General features: G+C 61.8%; 23 protein-coding genes and 1 tRNA gene. 10 read left to right on the top strand and 14 right to left on the bottom strand.

All coding sequences use genetic code 11. From position 1 onward, the window contains the following. Window position 1: 1 nt before the first annotated feature. From map to puuE, 7 genes are all read right to left on the bottom strand, one after another. On the bottom strand, window positions 2–751 hold the full coding sequence (gene map, locus JI744_RS12510; RefSeq protein ID WP_202661444.1) for a type I methionyl aminopeptidase: 750 nt from the start codon (window positions 749–751) through the stop codon (window positions 2–4). 78 nt (window positions 752–829) lie between these two features. Continuing rightward, entirely contained in the window at window positions 830–1,849 is a 1,020-nt protein-coding gene (locus tag JI744_RS12505) for an LLM class flavin-dependent oxidoreductase (protein ID WP_202661443.1), read from the bottom strand. Between the two features lie 119 nt (window positions 1,850–1,968). Further along, a complete protein-coding gene (locus JI744_RS12500; RefSeq protein ID WP_202661442.1) occupies window positions 1,969–3,303 on the bottom strand; it encodes an aspartate aminotransferase family protein in 1,335 nt (444 codons plus the stop codon). 3 nt (window positions 3,304–3,306) lie between these two features. Further along, window positions 3,307–4,329 (bottom strand): phosphotransferase, encoded by a 1,023-nt coding sequence (locus JI744_RS12495; RefSeq protein WP_202661441.1) that lies wholly within the window; start codon window positions 4,327–4,329, stop codon window positions 3,307–3,309. A 31-nt stretch (window positions 4,330–4,360) separates the two neighbouring features. After that, window positions 4,361–4,882 carry an ureidoglycolate lyase gene (locus JI744_RS12490; protein WP_202661440.1) on the bottom strand — a complete coding sequence of 174 codons (522 nt, stop codon included), beginning with the start codon at window positions 4,880–4,882 and terminating at the stop codon, window positions 4,361–4,363. A 76-nt stretch (window positions 4,883–4,958) separates the two neighbouring features. After that, complete coding sequence (locus JI744_RS12485) at window positions 4,959–5,801, bottom strand: bifunctional allantoicase/(S)-ureidoglycine aminohydrolase (protein ID WP_202661439.1); 843 nt, start codon at window positions 5,799–5,801, stop codon at window positions 4,959–4,961. Next, on the bottom strand, window positions 5,798–7,213 hold the full coding sequence (puuE, locus tag JI744_RS12480) for an allantoinase PuuE (RefSeq protein ID WP_202661437.1): 1,416 nt from the start codon (window positions 7,211–7,213) through the stop codon (window positions 5,798–5,800). The genes JI744_RS12485 and puuE overlap by 4 nt, the downstream gene beginning before the upstream one ends. 139 nt (window positions 7,214–7,352) lie before the next feature. On the opposite strand from puuE, the gene uraH reads away from it, so the two are divergent. The 3 genes from uraH to JI744_RS12465 all read left to right on the top strand — a co-directional run bounded on the left by uraH (window position 7,353) and on the right by JI744_RS12465 (window position 9,447). Further along, window positions 7,353–7,712 (top strand): hydroxyisourate hydrolase, encoded by a 360-nt coding sequence (gene uraH, locus JI744_RS12475; protein WP_202661435.1) that lies wholly within the window; start codon window positions 7,353–7,355, stop codon window positions 7,710–7,712. Between the two features lie 137 nt (window positions 7,713–7,849). Next, entirely contained in the window at window positions 7,850–8,515 is a 666-nt protein-coding gene (locus tag JI744_RS12470) for a hypothetical protein (protein WP_202661420.1), read from the top strand. An 89-nt stretch (window positions 8,516–8,604) separates the two neighbouring features. Next, window positions 8,605–9,447, top strand: a complete 843-nt coding sequence (locus JI744_RS12465) for a sugar phosphate isomerase/epimerase family protein (RefSeq protein ID WP_202661418.1) — start codon at window positions 8,605–8,607, stop codon at window positions 9,445–9,447. Here JI744_RS12465 and JI744_RS19400 read toward each other — a convergent pair. Further along, window positions 9,444–9,749, bottom strand: coding sequence for a hypothetical protein (locus JI744_RS19400; protein ID WP_202661416.1), 306 nt, complete (start codon window positions 9,747–9,749; stop codon window positions 9,444–9,446). The two genes, JI744_RS12465 and JI744_RS19400, sit on opposite strands and share 4 nt — an antisense overlap. Window positions 9,750–9,836: 87 nt before the next feature. On the opposite strand from JI744_RS19400, the gene JI744_RS12455 reads away from it, so the two are divergent. The 7 genes from JI744_RS12455 (at window position 9,837) to JI744_RS12425 (ending at window position 14,808) form a co-directional block, all read left to right on the top strand. Continuing rightward, the gene (locus JI744_RS12455; RefSeq protein WP_202661414.1) at window positions 9,837–10,547 is read left to right on the top strand and encodes a hypothetical protein; all 711 of its coding nucleotides are present in this window, start codon (window positions 9,837–9,839) and stop codon (window positions 10,545–10,547) included. An 89-nt stretch (window positions 10,548–10,636) separates the two neighbouring features. Next, the gene (locus JI744_RS12450) at window positions 10,637–11,836 is read left to right on the top strand and encodes a tyrosine-type recombinase/integrase (RefSeq protein ID WP_407927591.1); all 1,200 of its coding nucleotides are present in this window, start codon (window positions 10,637–10,639) and stop codon (window positions 11,834–11,836) included. After that, window positions 11,833–12,459: a hypothetical protein gene (locus JI744_RS12445; protein WP_202661403.1), complete on the top strand. Its 627-nt coding sequence runs from the start codon at window positions 11,833–11,835 to the stop codon at window positions 12,457–12,459. The genes JI744_RS12450 and JI744_RS12445 overlap by 4 nt, the downstream gene beginning before the upstream one ends. Window positions 12,460–12,548: 89 nt before the next feature. Then, on the top strand, window positions 12,549–12,734 hold the full coding sequence (locus tag JI744_RS12440; protein WP_202661401.1) for a helix-turn-helix transcriptional regulator: 186 nt from the start codon (window positions 12,549–12,551) through the stop codon (window positions 12,732–12,734). 105 nt (window positions 12,735–12,839) lie between these two features. Next, window positions 12,840–13,124, top strand: coding sequence for a winged helix domain-containing protein (locus tag JI744_RS12435; RefSeq protein ID WP_202661399.1), 285 nt, complete (start codon window positions 12,840–12,842; stop codon window positions 13,122–13,124). A 189-nt stretch (window positions 13,125–13,313) separates the two neighbouring features. After that, window positions 13,314–14,105: a hypothetical protein gene (locus JI744_RS12430; protein ID WP_202661397.1), complete on the top strand. Its 792-nt coding sequence runs from the start codon at window positions 13,314–13,316 to the stop codon at window positions 14,103–14,105. A gap of 205 nt (window positions 14,106–14,310) precedes the next feature. Continuing rightward, window positions 14,311–14,808: a hypothetical protein gene (locus tag JI744_RS12425; RefSeq protein WP_202661395.1), complete on the top strand. Its 498-nt coding sequence runs from the start codon at window positions 14,311–14,313 to the stop codon at window positions 14,806–14,808. Between the two features lie 757 nt (window positions 14,809–15,565). Here the strand turns inward: JI744_RS12425 and JI744_RS12420 are convergent. From JI744_RS12420 to JI744_RS12395, 6 genes are all read right to left on the bottom strand, one after another. Further along, the gene (locus JI744_RS12420; protein WP_202661393.1) at window positions 15,566–16,984 is read right to left on the bottom strand and encodes a S1 family peptidase; all 1,419 of its coding nucleotides are present in this window, start codon (window positions 16,982–16,984) and stop codon (window positions 15,566–15,568) included. Window positions 16,985–17,203: 219 nt separating this feature from the next. Beyond that, the gene (locus JI744_RS12415) at window positions 17,204–17,650 is read right to left on the bottom strand and encodes a hypothetical protein (RefSeq protein ID WP_202661391.1); all 447 of its coding nucleotides are present in this window, start codon (window positions 17,648–17,650) and stop codon (window positions 17,204–17,206) included. Between the two features lie 294 nt (window positions 17,651–17,944). After that, window positions 17,945–18,220: a hypothetical protein gene (locus JI744_RS12410; protein ID WP_202661389.1), complete on the bottom strand. Its 276-nt coding sequence runs from the start codon at window positions 18,218–18,220 to the stop codon at window positions 17,945–17,947. A gap of 159 nt (window positions 18,221–18,379) precedes the next feature. Further along, a tRNA-Met gene (locus tag JI744_RS12405) sits at window positions 18,380–18,456 on the bottom strand. A gap of 101 nt (window positions 18,457–18,557) precedes the next feature. After that, window positions 18,558–19,256, bottom strand: a complete 699-nt coding sequence (gene pth / locus JI744_RS12400) for an aminoacyl-tRNA hydrolase (RefSeq protein WP_202661387.1) — start codon at window positions 19,254–19,256, stop codon at window positions 18,558–18,560. A gap of 98 nt (window positions 19,257–19,354) precedes the next feature. After that, entirely contained in the window at window positions 19,355–19,954 is a 600-nt protein-coding gene (locus JI744_RS12395; protein WP_202661385.1) for a 50S ribosomal protein L25/general stress protein Ctc, read from the bottom strand. Window positions 19,955–19,994: the final 40 nt, after the last annotated feature.

Raw genomic sequence — 19,994 nt, 5'->3', positions numbered from 1 at the left:
GTCAGCCGGGCAGGGTGACAACCATCGCCCCGCGCTCCATGGCGATGACAGTATGTTCATACTGCACCACCGGTGCGCCTGAATCGCTGAACAGGGTCCAGCCGTCGTGGCCTTCGGTTGCCCATTGACTGCCGGTCGACAGGAACGGCTCTACCGTCATGACAAGCCCTCTGGCGATGCGGCGGCTGTCGCCCCGCGTGGGCCAGGTGGCGATTTCGCCGGGGGCTTCGTGCAGCGCCCGGCCGACCCCGTGGCTGGCAAGGTTTCGGATCAACGTATAGCCGCGGTCGCTGGCAAAGCGGCCGATGGCTCTGCCGATGCCAGACAGCGGGCGACCGGCGGCCACCTGCGCAATACCTATCTGCATCGCACGTTTGCCGTCGCGGCACAGCCGGTCAAGCGCGGGGGTAGCCGGCGGCACCCGAAAGCTGGCGCCGGTATCAGCAAAATAGCCGTTGCAACAGGCCGAAACATCAATATTGACCAGATCCCCCGCCCGGATCACCCTGCTGCCGGGAATGCCATGCGCGATCTCTTCATTGACGCTGATACAGGTGGCTCCGGGAAAGCCATAGGTTAATCGTGGGGCCGACACGGCACCATAATGATCCAGCAAATCTTGGCCAATCTGGTCAAGCTCTGCCGTGGTCAGGCCCGGTTCCAGGGCCTTGGCCATGGCTTGCAGGGTGTTGGCAACGATGCGGCCAATATGTTTGATGCCGTCCAGTTCGTCCTGGTTCGTGATCGTCATGGCAGACCTTTTGCGTAGTAGGCGCACAGGATAGAGGCAAAGCTGGCGCGTGTCGCCAGCCAAGCTGACCCGAGTGGGTTACCGCCAGCCCAGGCCTGGCGCGACATGCTTCAGGATCGCCTCGATCACATGGGCGTTGTAATCGACGCCTAACTGGTTTGGCACCGTCAGCAGCAGCGTATCGGCCTCGGCAATCGCCTCATCCTGCCGCAACTGGTCGATCAGCTTGTCCGGCTCTGCGGCATAGCTGCGGCCAAAGACGGCGCGGAAGTTGTCGATCTGGCCGATCTGATCCTGTTCGGGGCGGCCCGTGCCGAAATACATCCGGTCGGTGTCGTTCATCAGCGCAAAGATCGACCGGCTGACCGAAACGCGGGGCGCACGGCTGTGGCCGGCCTCTTTCCACGCGGCGCGGTATTTACGGATCTGCTTGGCCTGCTGGATGTGCAGGGGTTCGCCGGATTCGTCCACTTTCAGGGTGGAACTTTGCAGGTTCATCCCCAACGTGGCCGCCCATTCCGCCGTGGCGTCCGAGGCTGCGCCCCACCAGATGCGATCCTTCAGACCCGCCGAATGCGGCTCCAGCCGCAACAGGCCCGGTGGGTTGGGGAACATCGGGCGCGGGTTCGGCTTGGCAAAGCCCTTGCCGTCCAGCAGGTTCAGAAAGGTCAGCGCGTGGTCGCGCGCCATGTCTTGGTCCGTCTCACCCTCGGCGGGCGCATAGCCAAAATGCCGCCAGCCGTCGATCACCTGTTCGGGAGACCCGCGTGAGATGCCCAGTTGCAGCCGCCCGCCAGAAATCAGGTCCGCGCTGCCGGCATCCTCGATCATGTAGAACGGGTTTTCATAGCGCATGTCGATAACGCCGGTGCCGATCTCGATCCGTTTGGTGCGGGCACCGACGGCGGCCAGAAGCGGAAAAGGTGAGGAGAGTTGCTGCGCGAAATGGTGAACCCGGAAATAGGCGCCATCCGCGCCCACCTCCTCGGCCGCGACCGCAAGGTCGATGGATTGCAGCAGAACATCCGCCGCCGACCGCGTGCCCGACTGGGGCGAGGGCGACCAATGGCCAAAGGACAAAAAACCGATCTTCTTCATGGCAAAATTCCACAGGCAAGGGCCCAAGCGGCCCACCTTCGCCGCCTAGCTATGCGCCGCCCGCGATTCCGCCAAGGCGTATTCCTGCACAATTACTCTGCGTGCGGGCACTCTGCGGATCACCCCGCCTGCAATGCCGCCTCCAGCCGGTCAAGAAAGAAGGCTACGTTGTCGGCCGAGAACACCAAGGGCGGACGGATTTTCAGCACATTGGCGCGGGGGCCGGTGGCCGAGATCAACACGCCGCCCTCTCGCAGATGGTTCACGATGCGGGCGGTGCGGGTGGCATCGGCGGCCAGCGGGTCGCCGTTCCGCACGATCTCGGCCCCAAGGAACAGGCCCGCGGCGCGGATGGGCCCAAGGGCGGAATGGCGGGTGGCAAGGTCGGCCAACCCGTCGCGGAACAGCGCGCCGACCGTGGCGGCGTTCTGCATCAGGCCCTCATCCTCGATCACGTCCAGCACGGCGTTGGCGGTGGCCGCTGCCACGGCATTGCCGCCGAACGTGTTGAAATAGCGCGCCTTTGCGCCGAAGGCGGCGATCACCTCTGGCCGCATGACAAGGCCCGCGATGGGATAGCCGTTGCCCATGGGCTTGCCCAAACTCACCATATCCGGTGTGATGCCATGGCGCTGAAAGCCCCACATCGTCTCGCCCGTGCGGCCAAAGCCCGGCTGCACCTCATCGGCGATAAAAAGGCCCCCGGCGCGGTGGATGGCCTGCACGGCAGCGGCCAGAAAACCCGGCGGGTCGGCATAGACGCCATCCGAAGAGAACACGGTATCGACGATAAGTGCTGCGGGTTTGATGCCATGGCGCGTCAGATCGTCGATGGCCTTCTGCACCTCAGCGGCGAAGGACTGTGCCAAATCGCCCGTCATCCGCAGCGGGTCGGGGGCGGGGATGGTGCGGATGTGTTCACCCAAGGGCACGCCGACCCCGAGGCTGGGCGACATGCCCGCGATGGCATGGGTAACGCCGTGATAGGCGTTTTCGGTGACGATAAAGCCGGTGCCGCCGGTATGGGCGCGGGCGATGCGGAAGGCCAAATCATTCGCCTCGGACCCGGTGCAGGTGAACATCACATGCGCCAGTTCCTGCGGGAAATAGGACAGAAGGCGCTCGGCATAAGACAGGATGCCTTCGTGCAAATATCGCGTGTGGCTGGCGAACAGGCCCGCCTGACGGGTCATCGCCTCAACCACGCGGGGGTGGCAATGGCCGACCGAAGCGACGTTGTTATAGGTATCCAGATAGGCCTGGCCGTCCTTGTCATAAAGCCAGACGCCTTCGCCCCGGACCAGATGGACCGGGGTTTCGTAGAACAGCCGATAGGCTGGCCCCAGCGCCTGCTGGCGGCGGCTGACAAGGGCCTGATCTTCGGGCGGCAGGTGGCCTTGGCCGGGCACATATGCGTTGGGCATGGCGCCGGGCAGGGTTGGCTTATCGGTCATGGCTTACTCCTGCCCGCAGGCGCGGGCGATGGCGGCGGAGGCTTCCGCAGCGGGGGTGGCGGCAAAGGCGGTCAACCCTTCACGGGCGGCAGGGGCATTGCGCAGGATATAGGCGGCATTGTCAGGCCAGCGGGCGGCGCGGTGGCTGGCAATGGCCAGGGTGGTCAGCCAGCGGGTTTGTGTCAGCAGGGGAACGAGGTATGCTTCCTGATCAGTCAGCGGGTTTTCGGCATGCCAAGCGGCGGTGAACTCGGCCAGCGAGGTCAGGGGAGCGGTGGGGTCAACCTGATAGCTGGCGGCGATGGCAAGGTCGCAGACCAAGGGCGTGCGCACCATGTCGCCGAAATCGAGGATGCCTGCGATGGTGGCGGTGTTGTCGGGTGCGACCAGAATATTATGCGGGTTCAGGTCGTTATGCACCACCTGCCAGCGCAGGGTTGGCAGGGCGGGCGCGGCCTCGGTATTGAAGCGGTCAAGGATGTGCTGGCAGAGCGGGCGGAAGGCGGGGTCAACATCTGGCAGCAGGGGCGCAAGGCTGGCGGCCTGCTTGATATCCCATTGCAGAAAGTGGTCGGCGGCCGGGTCGGTGAAATCGGCCATGGCGCGGGCGAGTTGCGCGGCGATGGCGCCCATCGCGCGGCGCTGGGCCGCGCTGCGCGGGGCAAGGTGTAGCGGCGTGCCTTCCAGATAGGTCAACAGGCGCAGGCGGCCCTGCGGGGTGGCGACCTCGGTCTGGCCGGTCAGGCTGCGGATAACGCGCGGCACGGGCAGGCCCGCGCGTTCCAGATGCAGCAGGGCGCGGGTTTGAAAATCGGTCACCTCTGCCGGTTCGGCGGGATTGGCGAGTTTCAGCACATAGCCTTGATCCGGGGTGGCGACGTGAAAGTTGAGGTCACGCTCCGAAGTCAGGCGCTTCAGCGTGCCGGTAACGCCCCAATGCCGGATCAGCAGGGCCAGCGCCTCTGGCGCGGGCAGGTCGGGTGGCGACGCGCTGAGAGAGGCGCCAAGGGGAGAGACTTCGGTCATGGCGCAAAGGAAGCCGGGGCCTTGCCGCCTGTCAAGGTGAAGGGGAGGCGTGGTCCGGCCCATTCGGCGCAACTGGCATTACGCGGAAGGGCGCGGGATAGCGGTATTCCTGAAGGTTGGGCGTTGCGCCGATGCGGTCCACCACGGCGAACAGGCCGGGGGCCGCAAGCGGCGTGAGGACGCCATGCCAGGTGCCGCGGCGCAGGTTGATGCCCTGCGCGCCATTGGTCAGGAAGGCCTGTGGCGTGCCGGGTGTGCCGTTTTCGTCCGGGGCGACGATCACAAGGAAGGGATGTTCGGTCATCGGCAGGAAGGCCTGAGAGCCGTCGGGGTGGCGTTCCACGAGGTCAAAAGTATAGGGCAGGGCGCGGGGCGTGGCGCTGAAGATGGAAATGCCCGCTTGGCCATGGGGGCCGAAATCAAGCTGCGCACGGTCATGGTGGCGATGGCAGAGGCCATCGTTGATCAGGCGGAAATCGCCAGTCGCGCCCAGCACTTCGCCGAAGGGGGCGAAGGCGGTGTGGGTGAGGGGCTGGGCGATCAGATCGGGCATGGCGGTCTTTCTGGCAGACGCCGGGGGCTGTCTGCCCCCCGGACCCCCCGAGGATATTTATGAACAGATGATGGGGTCAGCGAAACGGGCCGAAGGCGCCGGGGCCGCGAAGTTTGGCGTGGCGGTTGACATCCTTGTAGAGAAGATAGCGGAAGCGGCCGGGGCCGGCGGCATAGCAGGCTTGCGGGCAATAGGCGCGCAGCCACATGAAATCGCCGGCCTCGACCTCTACCCAGTCCTGATTGAGTTTGTAGACCGCCTTGCCTTCCAGCACATAAAGCCCGTGTTCCATGACATGGGTTTCCTCGAACGGGATGACGCCGCCGGGCTGGAATGTGACAATGTTGACATGGGCGTCGTGGCGCAGATCGTCGGGTTCGACGAAGCGGGTGGTGCCCCAGCGGTCCTGTGTGTCGGGCATCCAGCGGACGGCGATGTCGCGTTCATTGATTACGAAGGCATCGGGGGCGGGGGTGCCGGGGGCGGGTTCGTAGATCTTGCGCAGCCAGTGGAACCGGGCGGGGCTGCTGCCTTCGGCATGAAGCGCCCAAGGGGTGGCGGCGGGGATATAGGCGTAGGAGCCTGCCTCCATCTCATATCCGGTTCCTGCAATGGTCAGGGTGGCGAGGCCGCCGGTGAAGAACAGCCAGTGTTCGGCACCAGTTTCCGGGTCTGGCGTGTTAGACCCGCCGCCGGGCGCAACCTCCATCACATATTGGCTGAAGGTTTCGGCAAAGCCCGACATGGGCCGCGCGATCAGCCACAGGCGGGTGCCCGTCCAGCCCGGCAGGTGGCTGGTCACGATGTCTGAAAAGCAGCCTTTGGGGATGAAGGCGTAGGAGTTGGTGAAAGCCGCGCGCCCGGTCATCAGCGCGGTTTGCGGCGGCAGGCCGCCGGGGGGGGTGTAATAGCTGGTCATGGCAGGATGTCTTTCAGGCGCAATTCAGCGATGCGCTCCACTTGGGTGCAGGCGGTGGTGAATTCGGTGGGGGTGTCATTGGCAAGACGGGTGTGGAAGGCGGCGAGGATGCTTGCCTTGCTATGGTCACGCACGGCGATGATGAAGGGAAAGCCGTGCTTGGCCACATAAGCGGTGTTGAGGGTCTGGAAGGTGGCGCGGTCGTCATCGGTCAGCGCATCCAGCGCGGCGCTGGCCTGTTCGGCGGTGCTCTCCGCCGTCAGCCGTTTGGCCGCCGCCAGTTTGCCCGCAAGATCGGGGTGGGCGCGCAGAACGCCAAGGCGTTCGTCGGGCGTGGCGCTGCGGAACATGCGGGCAAGGGCGTTGTGCAGGCCCGCCGCACAGTCATGCGCGGGGCCGAGTTCGAGCTGGTACGCCCGTTCGGCGATAAAGGGCGAATGTTCGAAAATCGATCCGAAGCGGGTAACGAACCGGGCCTCGGTCATCTGAGAAGGGCGCTCGAACCGTTTGTGCGGATGGGTCTTTCGCCAATGATCGGCAATGTCGATGCGGCGGGGAAACCAGACGCCTTGATGCGATTTTGCATAGTCGAGGAACCGGCGCAGGCCCGCGACCTTGCCGGGGCGGCCGATCAGGCGGTTGTGCAGGCCGATCGAGAACATCTTGGCGCGGCCAGCCTGCCCTTCGGCATAAAGGGTGTCGAAGCTGTCTTTCAGATAGCTGAAAAACTGTTCCCCGGTGATATAGCCCGGCGCGGTGGCAAAGCGCATGTCATTCGCCTCTAGCGTATAGGGGATGACCAGTTGGTCATGATCGCCGTATTCGCGCCAATAGGGCAGGTCGTCGTCATAGGTGTCGGAGATCCAGTCGAGACGATGGGTCTCGGCGCTCAGGCGCACGGTGTTCATGCTGCACCGCCCGGTGTACCAGCCGCGCGGCGGGGTGCCGACAACCTCGGTGTGCAGGCGGAACGACTCGGCGATCTGGGCGCGTTCCTCTGCTTCGGTCATGTCGCGGTGTTCGACCCATTTCAGACCGTGGCTGGCAATCTCCCACCCTGCCGCTTTCATTGCCGCCACCTGTTCAGGGTTGCGGGCAAGGGCCGTGGTGACGCCGTAGATGGTGACGGGAATGTCAAGTTCGGTGAACAGCCGATGCAGCCGCCAGAACCCGGCCCGCGCGCCGTAATCATAGATCGATTCCATGTTCCAGTGGCGCTGACCCGGCCATGGGGTGGCCCCTGCGATGTCGGACAGGAACGCCTCGGACTGGGCATCGCCGTGCAGCAGGTTGTTCTCGCCCCCCTCTTCATAGTTCAGCACCAGAGAAACAGCGATTTTCGCGCCGCCGGGCCACCGGGCATCGGGCGGGTTCGGGCCATGGCCACGGAAATCACGGGGGTAGCGGGTCATGTTTGCTCCTGTCCGGGGCAGGTTAGGGGGTTTTCGCGCAAGGGTTTATCAAATTCTGCCAGAAGCTGCTTTGCGGTGCGGGAATGGTCGCACCATGTGCTGTGGCTTGCTAGGGTGTTTGCGGCAGAGGGAGGCGACGATGACGACTGGCCGGTTGACGACCCATGTTCTGGATACCGCGCGGGGCATGCCTGCGGCGGGGGTGAAGATCACGCTGTACCGGATTTCGGGGCAAAGCCACCGCAAGGTGAAAGAGGTCGTCACCAATGCCGATGGCCGCACCGATGGGCCGATGCTGGCGGGCGATGACCTGACGGTGGGCAGCTATGAGCTGGTTTTCTGTGCGGGCGACTATTTGCGCGCCACCGGACAGGCGCAGGGTGAGGTGCTGTTTCTGGATGAAATCCCTATCCGCTTCGGCATTCCCGATGCGGGCCAGCATTATCATGTGCCGCTGCTGATCAGCCCCTTTGCCTATTCGACCTATCGCGGCAGTTGACCACGCAGGGCCGGGGCTGGCCCTTTGTGTTCTGGGCCGCTGGTGGGGGTTGCGTCCGGTTATTGGTCCGCCCAGCGCGCGGCGCGGCTGGACCCGATTGACGCATTGCGCCACCAATAGGGCCAAAGGGGGGAAGGATGCGCAGTATCGACCTTGGATCATGGCAGGCGGCGCTATCCACCCTGCTGGGGGTGGCGCTGTTCGCGTTGGTGGGTATCGGCATTCGTCTGCTGTTGATGTTCACGGTACAGCATCGCCGCGAGCGGATGAACCGCCAGATCAATGAGCGGCTGAAGCTGCTGATCGCCGCCTATAAAACGCTGGGTGGATCATTCACTGGCAACCTGCTGGTCGATCCGCGCCATATGCGTGACTTTCGGGAAGAGGGGGCCGAGGGGCCGGGCATGGGATGGGAGCGGCGGCGCCAGATCCGCGATGCGGTAGAGGGCGCGCTGTCGGACATCCTGCTGCTGGGCACCGAAGAGCAGGTGCGGCTGGCGGCCCGTGCCGCGCAAAACCTGGTGGCCGGTCAGCCGGTGCAGACCGCAGAGCTGGTCGTGTCGCTGCGCGCCTTTATCCGCTCTGCGCTCGATCTTGACCCGATTCCCGATGGCGCTGTGGTGCCGGTGCAGGGGCCAAGCCGCCCCTCGACCACTGCGGCGCGTGGCAAGGGCGAGGGGAGGGCCGAAGCCGGACGTGGCGGAGGCGGCGGTGCGGCTGGCGGGATGGGCGGTGGCGGCATGGTTATGGGGATGGGCCATGACCCCGAGGACGATCCGGCCCACCCGACCGAGACGAAATAGCCGCCAACATGTCGGCCCCGGTGCAGACCCTGCGCCGCCTTGGCAAAAGGATACCCCATCTGGTGCCATGCCACGCAAGGAGCTTTGCGATGACCGATCTGCCACGGCTTGGGGCCGCGCTGTATCTACGGGAGTTCATTGGCATCACCGGAATGCAGGGCTTTGTCCGCGACCATGACCGCGACGTGGAAATCAGGGATTTCACCGAGATCGGCGCGCTGGGCGGCAATGTCTGGCCCGATATCGCAGATCGTGCGCGGCAGCTTTTTGCGGGCCATGCCGGGCGCATCGGCATCCATGGGCCGTTCTGGGGGTTCACCGTCGATATGCCCGACCCCGACATTCGCAAAATCGCGCAAGACCGGATTGCGGCGGCGCTGTCGGCGCTGATCCGCATTCTGGACGGCAAGGGCGGCGGGCATATGGTGCTGCACAGCCCCTATACCACTTGGCACGGGTTCAACCGCTGGACCAACCAGTGCGACGCGGCGGGGATTGCCGAGCGGACCCATGCCACGCTCGCCCCCGCCGTGCGGATGGCCGAGGAGAATGGCATCGAGATTGTGCTGGAAAACTGCGAAGATCGCGACCCGGCAGAACGGGTGGCGCTGGCGGCCAGTTTCGCCTCGTCCGCGGTGCGGGTGTCGCTGGATACCGGGCACGCCCATTATGCCCACGGGTCAACCGGCGCGCCGCCGGTTGATGCCTTTGTCCGCGCGGCGGGGGCGGCGCTGGCGCATGTGCATTTGCAGGATGCCGACGGGGTGGCCGACAGGCATTGGGCGCTGGGGCGCGGTAATATCCTGTGGCCAGGCGTTTTTGCAGCCTTGGGTGAATTGCCGGTGATGCCCCGGCTGATTGTGGAAATGGCCGATGCGCGCGACATCCTGCCATCGGTCATCTGGGCAGAGGGGCAGGGGCTGGCGGTTTAACGCAAGGCCGGGGTTGCGGACCTGCGCGCGATCAGCCCGGCGGAGGCCTGTTCGCACCCGCCGCCGCACAGCGCCAGCATGTAATGCAGATCGGCAAAGGCCAGACAGCCATCGGTCGCACGGGTTTCGGCCAGATGAGCCAGTTCATCCCAACGGTTCCCGACCGGTGCGCCCTCCAACTCCAGCCGTGACAAAAGCGAGGCGGCGTTGGCAATGTCGCGGTAATCGTCGGTCTTTTCGGTGCGGATGTCGCGGTCATACAGGGCCAGCGCCGCCTTGGCATTGCCAAGGTCAAGGTGCATCAGCGCCTGATGCCACCAGACGTGAAAGCGAAAATTGTTGCAATGCGCCCAGCTTGCCTACCGCCCGTCCAGCCAGGCAAGCCCTTCTTGGGCGCGGCCCGTCATGTCATGGACATGGGCTATGGCATGAAGCCCCCAGGCGTCATCGGAACAAAGATCAACCCCCTCGCGCCCGACACCCTCTGCCCAGGCATAGAGGCCGCGACCATCAGCCTGTTGATGGATGAATTGACCCAGCCCGACATGCTGGAACTCTATGTCGAAACCTACAACGCCGCCCGCCGCGAATATGCGCGGGGCGAATCGAGCCGGCGCGCCGAACTTGAACACAAGGTTGCCAAGCTGGATGCAGAGGTAGGCCGCCTGATCGACTTTGTGGCCCGTGGCATCGGCAATACCGACCGGCTGGCCCCAGATTATGAAACCCGCTGCCGCGAACTGGACGAGGCCCGCGCCGATCCGGCCCTTGCCCCGCCGCCCATGGATTCCGTCGCGCTGCACCCTGCTGCCCTTGCAGGCTATCGCCGCGCCATTTCCAGCCTTGTTCCGCTGATGGGTGGGGATTTAAGCGGCATCGACCGCAAGATGACAGACCAGCTGCGCAACCTCATCAACACCGTGACTGTTTATCCGGGACAGGCCCCAGGTCAGGTTGAAATTGAGCTGACCGGCCACCTGCGCGCCTTGATCGACGCGCCGCCTATCGGTCGGGTGTGGGAAGCTGTGGTGGCGAGGGGGGCCACAAAACTAGTAACTCATGATCTCTCGGGTCGTTCCAAATTGTCCTTGTATTATTGATATATTTCTTCTTTCCCTATATCAATACGTCTCGCTTAGACTTGCATCATCCCGCCGCTACTGGTGGGAAAATCGGCGGGATAAGACATATGGGGAAGCTCACGGATAGAGGCGCCAAAGGGAAGTTGCCCGCAGGCATGCATTCCGATGGCGAGGGCCTATATCTTCACGTCACGACAAGCGGAACGCGGTCCTGGATTTTTCGCGGCACGATCAAGGGGCGCACAACCGCAACCGGAAAGCCCTATCGTGTTGAGGTCGGTCTCGGGTCGTTATCTGACGTGGGCTTGGCCGCGGCGCGCGATGTGGCTTCTGAATTGCGTAAACACTGTCGGGCAGGGGTTAACCCGCTAGACGCGAGGCGGCGTGAGAGGCTCTCATTTGAGCAGGTTGCCAGGCAGCTACACAAAAAGGAAGCCACCGCTTGGGCAAAGAGCCACTCCACCCGATGGCTCGCCAGCTTGGAGACCTTCGCCTTTCCCAAGATCGGGACGCGCCCCGTCGAAGACATTCGGCGGCCTGACGTGGTTTCAGTTCTTGAGCCTATCTGGCGCAGCCATCACGAAACGGCGCGGAAGGTGAAAATTCGAGTGGCGCAAGTTATCGACTATGCGACCGATAGGGGCCTCTATCACGAGGCGAATCCGGCTCGGGGCGTTATCCGTTCCCTTGAGACTTTCGAGCATATCCCGAAGCACATGCCCGCCCTTCCTTGGCGTCAACTTCCGGCGTTCATAGCCCAGCTTCAAGCGCGCGATGGTGTTTCTGCGCGCGCCCTTGAATTTGCCATTCTGACCTGTGGGCGAAGCGGTGAAATCCGCGGGGCACGATGGGGTGAGATCGACGAAGGTGCCAAGGTCTGGGAGGTTCCGGCCGAGAGGATGAAGGCGCGTCGCGCGCATCGGGTTCCGCTGTCAGATGCCGCGCTTGCGATCCTCGATAGTGTTCGCGGACTAGATCCAGTTCTAGTTTTTCCGAGCGCGCAGCGCGACCAATTCGGGGGGGCGAAGATTATGAGCGACATGGCCTTCTCTGCGCTGTTCAAGCGGATGAAGGTTGAAGGGATAACAACTCACGGCTTTCGTTCGACATTTCGCGATTGGTGTAGCGAAAGTGCGCGTGCGGATTTTGATATAGCGGAGGCCGCGCTTGCCCATGCTGTTGGAAGTGCAACAGCCCGCGCATACGCACGCTCTGATCTGTTTGACCGGCGCCGAGCGCTTATGGACGCTTGGTCGCAGTACGTGACGGGGATGGTCGGACAGGTTGTCCAAATGGTGCGCGCATGAACGAATTCCATGCAACGCCCGATGAGAAGGCAGAGCTTCGACGAGACATGCTGGAGAACGACAAGGAGTTAGAAGCGCACGAAGCAAGACTGCAACGACGCATCGACCTCCTTGCGTGGGTTCTTGCACAGGCTGCGCGGCCGCGCGTGTTAACCGACCCCGAGAGCTGGCCCAAGTCTCTTTGGGTAATGGATTGGCCCGATACTGCCGAAGTGGCCTTCAAAGACCCTTTGGTCTTCGATCTGGCTCGATACCAGATGGCGGGCGATTTACGCGGTGAAGGGGCGAGAGAGTTAGGCTTTCAGGGTCTATACAACCGCCTCGAAGCCATAGCGGACCTTCTAAGTGTTCAGCCGCCGACCAGTCCCCCAGGGGCGAAACAGCTAGGAAAGCGGGCCATCAATATGCTTGTGCGCGGTATCGCCATTGATCTTGACGATTGGAACGTCTGGTTCGTGAATGAATGGTCTGCTGATGGTTGTCCGTTGGGCATGCGTCCGTCACAAAGCGCGATAGCTGGCGCCATCGCGGACAGATTGATCGTTCATCCCGCCCTTGAAGGTCTGCCGGGCGCAATAATGAGCTCAGATGCGATCAGGGCGATCCTGCGAGTCGGGAAGTAGGGTGATGGGGTTTCTCTGCTGTCCATCTTAGTTTGATCGAGACATTGACACCTATTGGCACAGGTTTAGCAACTTGGAGACTTATAGGAATGACCACGCTGCAAACAGCTTCCAGCTTCATGACTGTGAAGGAAGTTGCCGGGCATTTTAATGCCGGCGTCTCGACAATTTGGCGATGGGTGAAGAACGGCGATTTGCCGCCGCCCGTGAAAATCGGTGGCTCGACGCGCTGGCGCAGGGCAGACATCGAAGCTGCCTTTACCCGCGCCGCCTAAGTATCCGCCACCCAGCGCGAGCCGGGCGGCGGTCGGGGTTGCAGTCAGGACAGATGCAATTTGCCCCACACCTGGTCATCGCGCAATGACGTATGGAGGCCCTACATGGGCAAGCCTCAAACGTGGGATCGTGTTATCTGGACGCAGATTTCGACTGATGGCACTATCGGGAAGTTCACGACAACTGCCGGCGAGACTTGGGCGCTGCGGGCGTTGATTGCTGCTGGCAACGAAGGACTGCGGCCGACTGATGGCGCAGAAGGCCGGTTTGCCTTGTTGGTCGAGAAGCTGCGTGCTCTTGGCGTGCAGATCGACAGCACATCACAAGCGGCAGGAGCGAATGTGCGGACCGGCTTTCGGTTGATGGGCACAGTCGAGCGGTTTCGGTGATCTGATTTGCCGAGAGATCTGAAGCGAAGCGATGAGGAAGCAGCGCGACGCAGAGCGTTCATCGTGGACTTGCGCGCATGCCTAAAAAGGACGCGAGGCGCCGGAAAGGTTCCTGCATCGCTTCGCGAGCAGTTGGTCGGCCTTTTGCAACACTGGTTCAGACACCATTGCGGCGAAATTTACCCCGGCGTGGACAAGATGGCTAAATGGGCTGGTTCGTCTGAAAGGACGGCCCGTGACAACATCCGTCGTCTTGAGGCGTGGGGCGTTGCTGTGCCGACAGGCTATCGCGCGGGAGGTCGCGGGCAAGCCGTCCACTATCAGATTGATATGGCGAAGCTGTTCCAGGCACTCGTCACCATCGGCGCAAAGCCCTCGGACTCCATGCACCAGTTTTGCAAGGGAAAGGCGGAAGTTGGCAGCCGATTTTTCAATGATTATCAGAATGATATGCGGAATTACGATACACATTTCTTGCGAGGGCAGGATTGTGCCGGTGTAAGTGGTTCCACACGCCTTAAAGGCGGAAGACGTAGCCAGAAAAACCCGGAAGAAAACCCGGAAGAAACTTCCGCCAGTATAAGGGATATAATTGGAAGTGGGGTCACTTACTCTTCTGTCGCAAGTGTTCCGCCTTCGGCGGGCCGCTCCGCTTACGCTGCGCTGACTCCTTTTTTCTTAGAAGATAATAAGGGGCGAGTTGAACAGTCCGCGCGGCTGCAACTTCGGCGTGAAGGGCTTGCGGTCCCTGCGGATATGGTAAGCCCGCTTGATGCGTTTTGGCGCTACTTTCCGACACGAGGAAACTACGCCGAGGCATGTCGCGCGTTCATCGAGGCTGTTCAGTCTGGGGTTGATCCTTGGACGATTGTTGCGGGGGCCGAGAGGTGCGCGCGTAATGTATCTGAGATTGAGAAGCGATTTATGCGCTCACCGAGAACTTGGCTAAAAGCTCAGGGGTGGGAAGATGACGTGTTCTGAAAGCTGATGCCCGGCATCTGCGGACTTCGGACGAGCCAGATGCAAGCGTGTCGTCGCGGATTCCCGACACGACCGGACCTCGCAAGAGTGCCTCAACACTCTTCGGTGTTCAATGTTTACTCGCGACGATGCGTTCGTTGCTGCCTGAGCGTTCGTATTCGAAAATCAGCCACATCGCTCCGCAAAAAAGTCAGGACAAATTGCCATGCAAGCGCTTCTAGCTCCAATTGTCGCATCCGGCGGTGCGATGACGGCCGCCAGCATTCTCCCTGGCGTTGCCGGCGCCGCCAGCGCCGTTGACGGGTATTCAGCGGCATTGGCAGAAAAACGACGCGCCGAAGCGAATGCCTACATCGGCCGTACGCGGGCCGTGCAGACCAACGTCAACGCGCGCGAAGGGCTGAACGAAGAACTGGCGACGATGCGCGCCACCTTTGCCACCAATGCCCAGAAGCCGGGTGTGGGGACCATGGAAGTCTTCGATGAACTGCGCCGGGTTCGGTCGCGGGAACGTCGTGTCGAGTTTGGCAACCAGATGGCGCAGGCCGCAGATTGGAAAATGGCAGCGAAGAAGGCTGGGGTTTCTAGTTTCGGCGCGCTGCTCGGCGGCCTCAAGAGCATTAACCAATCCTTGTTTGACTTGTCCGAGATCAAGCGTGTCCAAAATCTGGAGAAGCAAGAGCAAGGCAAGTACGGGCTTTGACCCCCCCATCGCCTGCGAAACTCCACCGTTTTTACTTGCTTGGCACGCCAGTTCTTAAGGCGGGCCTTCTTCTGTTGATTGTTCGGAGGGAACATCGGAATTCTGTCAGTTTCCCCCCGGTCGCCTTTGCGTGCTCCTTGATCGGCTTGATAGGGCGTTTGGCTCGTTCTCAGCAGGCACAGGACGCCTGCGTCATGTTCAGCACCCTTCTTGGCTTACTATTGGGCAGTGCTGTCTATCGGGCCTCTTTGCGGCTCTACGGGCCGTCCGTATCATGCGGACATTTTGTGTGTGTGATTATTGGTTCGGTGTGGCAGGCTGGCCGAAGCGCTACCATGGCGGGGAGGCGAGAGGATGTTGAAGCCCGAACACTGGCCCCTGAAGTTGGCTGGGGCATTTTGGTTCCTACTGATAGCAGGTGCAGATCTGGTCTTTCCAGGGACAAACTATTCCGCCGGCCTTGTGCTATTTCTGGCGATCCTTCTGGGTGCCGAAGCGCTGGGAGACAGGCACGGCCGACGGGGCAAGTGATGCAGCCGCGCGCTTGGTATTTTCGTACTCCTAAAGGAACGACCCATGGCCCTTCCTACACTTCGGGGCATGCGAAGATGGAGGCGGCGCGGCTGGCCAGCAAACGACCGAAACTGGAGGCCGAAACCGCGTTGATCCTTTGGCGATCGCTGGCAAAGTCTGGCTGGCAAATTGGGCACAGGGGAACCAAGTTCATCCGCTAAGTTGCGGATCGACAATTCGGCCATCAGTCGCAGATTATCAGCTTTGTAAAGCTGGCGGCCGTTTGAGCAAGTTGCTCTGGTGGTAGCGCTCCTGTCCCGGCCTCGACTGTTGGCGATACGCTGTTTTGCGCAAGGAATAGCTTCGCAATCTCACCCCGGATTGCGAAATTTACGTTCTGGGGAATGTCGCCAATGGCATCTTGCACGACCTTCGCATCCAGCTTGGAAACGACGACACCGACAATTTTTCCGGCACTGTCTAGCACTGGACCGCCCGAATTTCCCGGTTGTACGGGAGCAGAGATCTGCATTCGGTTCGGGTCTCCCTTCAGCCCCTTCAGGCTCGTTACAGCCCCTCGGGTCACGTTCAGCCCATCGAGCAAGCCATTCAGGGGGAAGCCCGCAACCGTCACATCAGAATTTAGCATGGCGGGGTTCGGTGAGAAGCTGGCGATAGGTTGCCCGGCAAGGGACGCACTGCGCAACAAGGCGAGATCGAAAGTGCCATCCGATGCAACCACGGTCATAGGCACTGCATCAATCGTGACTGACCGGCAATCCGCAATGACGTGCGCGTTGGTTAGGACGTCCCCAGCGGAAGAGACGACGAAACCCGTGCCTGAGCTGCTACCGCTATCTTGATCTGTTGGCGCCGTATCATCGGCGGCAGGTTGGGCAGGGACCGGAGAAGCTGCCGGTTTAGGTTTCGGCGCTGAACCCTCGTTGAGCATCGCCTGTGCTAACGCCCAGCCGCGCGACAGTTTGCCCTCTGGCAAATAGATCGGTGGCGCGCTGCCCGGACGGATGCTGCCACTTACAGCCGCAAAAACCCCCTTATCGACCTGAGCAGCGGAGAGCATGATCGTTGACCAGCCACCGCGGCGATAGTCTGACCGCGTGTAAAGGGTCAGGCCGTCGGCAGTTTGCGCGCTTGTTACCCATACATCGGCCCGTCTCAACAGGTAAGGTTCGGAACCCGGCCGAGCCCTATCAACAGTGAATTGGTGCAGTCTCGCGACTTGGGAGGCATCGCCTCGAGTCAGGGAGTAACCCAAGGAACTCTCTGTGTGGTTCCAGTTGCTGAAAATCTGCGAAACTTGACCGGGGCGAATTTGGCTCGTGGGAACCAGCAGGGATACATCAAGAGCGGGAAAATACTTCTCTTCCCAGCCTCCTGCCCGAAAGACGTCGGCATAGATGCCCGCGATAACGACAATGGCCCAGTTCGGCACGATCCCATTGAAGTTATTGACCGTGTTGGCCAGGTGCCGCTCAAGCGCTCTCTGGCTACCAGATCCCCAAGCGCCATCTATAATCCCGTTATATTCCCCACTGAACGCCAGTGCCGCTTGCAGGAAGCGCTTTTCGCTTGGGGTCAGGAGCCGCGCGTCAAATTCCTGCTGAAGCTCGCTGGCAGTGAAGGCTTGGGCGGGGCAGGTCATTGCCCCGAAGGCATATAGGCTTGCCGCAAGGAATCTCATGGACCAATGACCGTTTAGGCTGATCGCCACCCCCAAACCAAGGGAGTGGTCAGGGGATCGGCCTCAGGGTGTTCCGTTCCCCGAATGATAGCCAATATCCTTTCGACCGGTCCAGAGGCAGCGCGGAACTTTTGAAACCCTCAGATCGTGCGTGATTGGCAGGAAAGGCCGCGCTGTGGCTCAACCCACGCCATCTCCTTCAATCGGCTGCGAGCCTTCCCCTGGCCGTCGATAGACGTATCCCATTGGCTGTTGAACTTGTCGGGCATCAACATGGACAGAAACGGGACTCACCTTTGCATCGCTGGCGAGAAACTCGACCATGCGGGCGCGGATCGCTTCGCTCTTGCTGTTCATCATCAGATCAAGCGCCACTTCGAGAGCCCTGGCCTTGTAGAGCGCGCGCTTGGCGTCTGTGCCTTCAACAAAACGGTGCTGGGCCTCTGATAAGGTGCTCTGAACGTCCGGCCGCTTCATTGCCTTATGCCAGCCCTGCGTTGACATGCCGGCTGACTTGCAGGCGTCGGCTATGGTCGCGCCCTCTTCGACACGTAGCCTGATGGCTTCGCGCAGTTTGGATGAAATACGGGCGGAACGTTTCGGCGTGAGGGTGATGATCTTGGACATAAGGCAAAGATGCGCGCCCGAAGGTGACTATACGATGCACGGTCCAAGAGATCTATTGCGTTACCACTGCGTGCGCGGCGCCGCGAAAAGGCAGTCTAGCTAGATAAAAAAATGGAAAATCCGAAGTGCGGGCGGGGGTGGAGTATACCCAACGGCGCGCGCGATTTTTCCCCCGCCCCCCTCCCGGTCGAACCCCCTCCACCCCTCCCGATCAGGGGCGCTAGCCGGAGGCGATGGCAAGCCCCTCGCTGTCGCAAGGCTTGTCAGTGGCTTGCCAGTTCGAAGAGCGCTTGGTCAGGCCAGCGCGGCAACCTCGGCATGAGCGCGACGCACAAGAGTATCCTGCCCGATGAAGTCACACTTGTTGGCTTGATCGAAAGACATGGCAACCAAGGCCCAGACATCGGAGGCGGTGCGCGCCGGCATTATCTGCGTCAAGCGTTCAACTTCCGCCGCCTCGGCAAGATGCGCATGGATTTCGGCATCTTCTGTTGCCGCATTTGCTGAGGCCATAGCCGAGCGCCAGTGCGCAAAGGCCTGAGAGATGGATTCTACGTGGCTAAGATTCATTGGTTTCGTCCTTCTTGGTTCGTGTTTGTGGTCTGCTGCCAAAGATGCAGCAGGAGGACAAATGAACGCTACCGAACGTCTCTCGGTGGGAAAATCGGCGGGATGGCGTTCAGCCTTTGCCGAAATTCTTCAGTTTTACATGATGTTACTTGGATTATTTGGTGGCGAGGGGGGGACTCGAACCCCCGACCCTGCGATTATGAGTCGCATGCTCTAACCAACTGAGCTACCTAGCCACTTGGCGGGCTGATTATGGCGGGGGGGCGGGGGCGTCAAGGGGAAATCGCCGTTTGCCGGGTATTGGCGCGGGGCAGGGGGCTGGGTTACGGGCCGGTGGTCAGCGAAAGCGGTCGATAAGCTTATCCAGCGGGCTGCGGGTATCGGCGACAGGCTCGGGCTTCGGGGCGGACTTGGGGCGCGGCCGGGTGTCGGCCTGCGGTGCATCCTCGCGGCCCGTGCCAGAGCGGGGCGGCGCGGTACGCAAGGCCACGGCATTCATGAAGCGGGCGGTATCCCCTGCGGCAAGGTCGGTGGCACCGTCAGAGATGCCGCGCAACAGGTCATCCAGCCAGTCCTGATCGGCCTTGGCGAAATCATGCAGCACATAGGCCGCGACCGCATCCTTGTGGCCCGGATGGCCGATGCCAAGGCGGATGCGGTGATAGGCCTCGCCCAGATGCTGGTGGATCGAGCGCAGTCCATTGTGGCCGGCATGCCCCCCGCCGGTCTTGACGCGGGCCTTGCCGGGGGCAAGGTCAAGTTCGTCGTGAAAGACCGTTACATCGGCCAGCGGCAGCTTGTGAAAGGCCACGGCAGATTGCACCGACTGACCCGACAGGTTCATGAAGGTTTCGGGCTTCAGCAGAACCACCTTTTCCTCGCCCAGCCGCCCTTCGGCCACCAGACCCTGAAACGCCTTGCGCCAGGGGCCAAAGCCGTGGTCTGCCGCGATGCGGTCCAGCGCCATGAAACCGATATTGTGGCGGTTGCCCGCGTATTTCATGCCCGGATTGCCCAGGCCCACCCAAAGTTTCATGGCTACCCCCTGTGTCTGCCCTTCCTGCCGGGTTCGGCTGCAAAAAGCAAAGGGCGCGAAGGTTTCCCCTCGCGCCCCGATCAGCCTTGCGGCCGAAATCAGGCTTCGGCGGCTTCCGCAGAAACCAGACCCGACGGTGCCGCGATGTTCGCCACGGCGAAGTTGCGGGCGACGGTGGGCTTGGTGCCCGCAGGCAGAGCGATGTCTTCAATGTGGATCACATCGCCGATCTGCTTGCCGGTCAGGTCAACCGTGATGTGGTCGGGAATATCACCGGCCAGCACTTCCAGTTCGACTTCGTGGCGAACCACGGTCAGCGTGCCGCCGCGCTTGAGGCCGGGCGACGCTTCGTGATTCACGAAATCGACGTGGATGAACAGGTTGATGCGCGATTCGTCATGGATGCGCATGAAATCGACGTGGGTCGGCAGATCCTTGACCACATCGCGCTGCACGCCGCGGCAGATCACATGCACGTCGTCCTGACCTTCGATCTTCAGATTGAAGAGCGTTTGCAGGAACCGGCCAGCCTTGAGCCGCTTGAGCAGGTAGTAGTAGTTGATGTTCAGAGCGAGCGGCTCTTTGCCGTCGCCATAAACGATTCCGGGTACGTTGCCCTCACGACGAGCTTGACGAGCGGCCCCCTTGCCTGTCCCCGTCCGTACCGCAGCGGTGAAGTCTTGAGCTTCGCGAGCCATGGTATTCTCCTGATAAATAAGTCCGCCATCCTCCAAGGGT

The organism is Fuscibacter oryzae (genome assembly GCF_016765795.1).
Taxonomy (GTDB): Bacteria; Pseudomonadota; Alphaproteobacteria; order Rhodobacterales; family Rhodobacteraceae; genus Fuscibacter; species Fuscibacter oryzae.
The sequence above is the reverse complement of the archived record's forward strand: the minus strand, read 5'-3'. Positions and strand labels throughout refer to the sequence as shown.

Coding starts and splice junctions, on each gene's coding strand:
- map (WP_202661444.1), bottom strand. CDS start 751: ATGACGATCACGAACCAGGACGAACTGGACGGCATCAAACATATTGGC.
- JI744_RS12505 (WP_202661443.1), bottom strand. CDS start 1,849: ATGAAGAAGATCGGTTTTTTGTCCTTTGGCCATTGGTCGCCCTCGCCC.
- JI744_RS12500 (WP_202661442.1), bottom strand. CDS start 3,303: ATGACCGATAAGCCAACCCTGCCCGGCGCCATGCCCAACGCATATGTG.
- JI744_RS12495 (WP_202661441.1), bottom strand. CDS start 4,329: ATGACCGAAGTCTCTCCCCTTGGCGCCTCTCTCAGCGCGTCGCCACCC.
- JI744_RS12490 (WP_202661440.1), bottom strand. CDS start 4,882: ATGCCCGATCTGATCGCCCAGCCCCTCACCCACACCGCCTTCGCCCCC.
- JI744_RS12485 (WP_202661439.1), bottom strand. CDS start 5,801: ATGACCAGCTATTACACCCCCCCCGGCGGCCTGCCGCCGCAAACCGCG.
- puuE (WP_202661437.1), bottom strand. CDS start 7,213: ATGACCCGCTACCCCCGTGATTTCCGTGGCCATGGCCCGAACCCGCCC.
- uraH (WP_202661435.1), top strand. CDS start 7,353: ATGACGACTGGCCGGTTGACGACCCATGTTCTGGATACCGCGCGGGGC.
- JI744_RS12470 (WP_202661420.1), top strand. CDS start 7,850: ATGCGCAGTATCGACCTTGGATCATGGCAGGCGGCGCTATCCACCCTG.
- JI744_RS12465 (WP_202661418.1), top strand. CDS start 8,605: ATGACCGATCTGCCACGGCTTGGGGCCGCGCTGTATCTACGGGAGTTC.
- JI744_RS19400 (WP_202661416.1), bottom strand. CDS start 9,749: ATGCACCTTGACCTTGGCAATGCCAAGGCGGCGCTGGCCCTGTATGAC.
- JI744_RS12450 (WP_407927591.1), top strand. CDS start 10,637: ATGGGGAAGCTCACGGATAGAGGCGCCAAAGGGAAGTTGCCCGCAGGC.
- JI744_RS12445 (WP_202661403.1), top strand. CDS start 11,833: ATGAACGAATTCCATGCAACGCCCGATGAGAAGGCAGAGCTTCGACGA.
- JI744_RS12440 (WP_202661401.1), top strand. CDS start 12,549: ATGACCACGCTGCAAACAGCTTCCAGCTTCATGACTGTGAAGGAAGTT.
- JI744_RS12435 (WP_202661399.1), top strand. CDS start 12,840: ATGGGCAAGCCTCAAACGTGGGATCGTGTTATCTGGACGCAGATTTCG.
- JI744_RS12425 (WP_202661395.1), top strand. CDS start 14,311: ATGCAAGCGCTTCTAGCTCCAATTGTCGCATCCGGCGGTGCGATGACG.
- JI744_RS12420 (WP_202661393.1), bottom strand. CDS start 16,984: ATGACCTGCCCCGCCCAAGCCTTCACTGCCAGCGAGCTTCAGCAGGAA.
- JI744_RS12415 (WP_202661391.1), bottom strand. CDS start 17,650: ATGTCCAAGATCATCACCCTCACGCCGAAACGTTCCGCCCGTATTTCA.
- JI744_RS12410 (WP_202661389.1), bottom strand. CDS start 18,220: ATGAATCTTAGCCACGTAGAATCCATCTCTCAGGCCTTTGCGCACTGG.
- pth (WP_202661387.1), bottom strand. CDS start 19,256: ATGAAACTTTGGGTGGGCCTGGGCAATCCGGGCATGAAATACGCGGGC.
- JI744_RS12395 (WP_202661385.1), bottom strand. CDS start 19,954: ATGGCTCGCGAAGCTCAAGACTTCACCGCTGCGGTACGGACGGGGACA.